Below are 1314 nucleotides of genomic sequence, written 5' to 3'. Positions count from 1 at the left end.
GGCGGGCGTGCCCCGACCTGCCGGAGGCGGGTCGGGGCGGACGGGCCCCCGCGTCCCGCGGAGGGTGCGGGCGTCGGCCGCGTCGGTCGTCCGTCAGCCGTGCTCGACGGTGACCCGCTCGATCACGATGTCCTCGAGCGGCTTGTCGGCCGGGCCCGTGGCGGCCTGGGCGATCGTGTCCACGACGTCACGCGAGGACTGGTCGGCGACCTCGCCGAAAATGGTGTGCTTGAAGTTCAGGTGCGGCGTCGGCGCGACCGTGATGAAGAACTGCGAGCCGTTCGTCCCCGGGCCCGCGTTGGCCATCGCCAGCAGGTACGGACGGTTGAACTGCAGCTCGGGGTGGAACTCGTCGTCGAACTTGTACCCCGGGCCCCCGCGCCCCGTCCCGGTCGGGTCGCCGGCCTGCACCATGAAGCCCGCGATGATCCGGTGGAAGATGCTGCCGTCGTAGAACGGGCCCGACTTCTCACCCTTGGCGTTCGGCTGGGTGTACTCCTTCGTGCCTTCGGCCAATCCGGTGAAGTTCGCGACCGTCTTGGGCGCGTGATCAGGGAAAAGGTCCAGATGAATGTCGCCTTGGCTGGTGTGGAGGGTCGCCTTCGTCCTCGACCCGCCGGGGGATCCGTTGCTCTCAGTCACGCACTTCATCGTGCCATCCCACAGCGCCGTCGGCGGAGAAGGGGCAGGATGGAACCAGGTGCGCAAGAGCAGGACCGACGGATTGATGAGGTGAAGGCGATGGGTCGAACCGCGGAGACCACGAGCGCGTCCGGCAGGAACGGTTCCCGCGCGCTCCGGGCCCGTGCGCGGGAGATGGGGCGGGCGAGCGCCGACGTGGCCACGCAGGCCGCCCAGGTCGCCGAGCAGAGGCTGACCGAGAGCACCGAGGTCGCGCGCAAGGAGTTCGGCCGCAGGGCCGCACGGGCACGCCGGGACGCGGCCCGGAACGCGGAGTATGCCCGCAGGCTCGCCGAGCACCGCGAGGAACTGCGTGTGCCCGGGCGGAAGGCGAAGAAGGCCGCCATCAAGGCGGCGAAGTCGGCGGGTCAGTCCAAGCGCCGGGCCAAGCGCGACTTCAAGCAGGCGAAGAAGGAACTCGCCGCGGCCGTGGCCGAGGCGAGGAAGGTGGCGAACGACGGCGGCGGTAAGCGGAGGAAGGTGTGGCCCTGGCTGCTCGGGCTGGGAACCCTCGCGGCCGCGGTCGCCTACGCCCTGCGTCCGCAGCCGGAAGAGCCGATCGCACCGGCCCCGCCGCGCAGCACCGACACCGGGACCGCGCCGAACACGCCACCGGCCGGGGCGGCGCAACCT

At 71.4% G+C, this 1314-nt stretch carries 2 protein-coding genes; one reads left to right on the top strand and one right to left on the bottom strand.

Annotated features, from left to right (window positions below; translation table 11 throughout):
- Positions 1-93: 93 nt before the first annotated feature.
- Positions 94-651, bottom strand: coding sequence for a peptidylprolyl isomerase (locus SACPADRAFT_RS0213350; RefSeq protein WP_007027643.1), 558 nt, complete (start codon positions 649-651; stop codon positions 94-96).
- 90 nt (positions 652-741) lie between these two features.
- Between SACPADRAFT_RS0213350 and SACPADRAFT_RS0213345 the strand changes: the two genes are divergently transcribed.
- The coding region (locus SACPADRAFT_RS0213345; protein WP_028662444.1) for a hypothetical protein at positions 742-1314 on the top strand (573 nt) is incomplete at its 3' end.

Source organism: Saccharomonospora iraqiensis subsp. paurometabolica YIM 90007 (assembly GCF_000231035.2).
GTDB lineage: Bacteria > Actinomycetota > Actinomycetes > Mycobacteriales > Pseudonocardiaceae > Saccharomonospora > Saccharomonospora paurometabolica.
Note: the sequence above shows the minus strand (reverse complement) of the source record. Positions and strands in the feature narration are given on the sequence as shown.